This window comes from Mesorhizobium sp. M1C.F.Ca.ET.210.01.1.1 (genome assembly GCF_004791585.1).
Taxonomy (GTDB): domain Bacteria; phylum Pseudomonadota; class Alphaproteobacteria; order Rhizobiales; family Rhizobiaceae; genus Mesorhizobium.
Genome location: NZ_SRUU01000143.1, coordinates 1 through 355 on the forward strand (window position 1 = coordinate 1; position 355 = coordinate 355).

Below are 355 nucleotides of genomic sequence, written 5' to 3' on the forward strand. Positions count from 1 at the left end.
GGCGATGGCTTCCGGATCCTTGTCCATGACCAGCAGGCGCCCCTCGGGACCGAGCTGGGTGAGCACGCCACGTGCATGACCGCCACGACCGAACGTGCCATCCAGATAACGTCCGTTTTCGATCACCCTCAGGCCTTCAAGGACCTGGGTGTACAGGACCGGCAGGTGCACCGCCGGCGACTGCGACACCGGAAGGTGACCGGCCTGCGCTTCTGGGCGCATCCGGGCACCCCGGCTCACAACTTCAGGTCGAGCAACCCATCACCCAGATCCTCGTCAGACAACGTCTGCTGGATCAGGGCCCGATGCGCCTGCTCGCTCCACAATTCGAACTTGTCGCCCATGCCGAGCAATA

Annotated in this window: 1 protein-coding gene; it reads right to left on the reverse strand. The window is 63.9% G+C overall.

Annotated features, from left to right (window positions below):
- Positions 1–222 (reverse strand): 16S rRNA (cytosine(1402)-N(4))-methyltransferase (mraW, locus tag EN853_RS33305; protein WP_135861357.1); only part of this gene is annotated, 222 nt, incomplete at its 3' end.
- Positions 223–355: the final 133 nt, after the last annotated feature.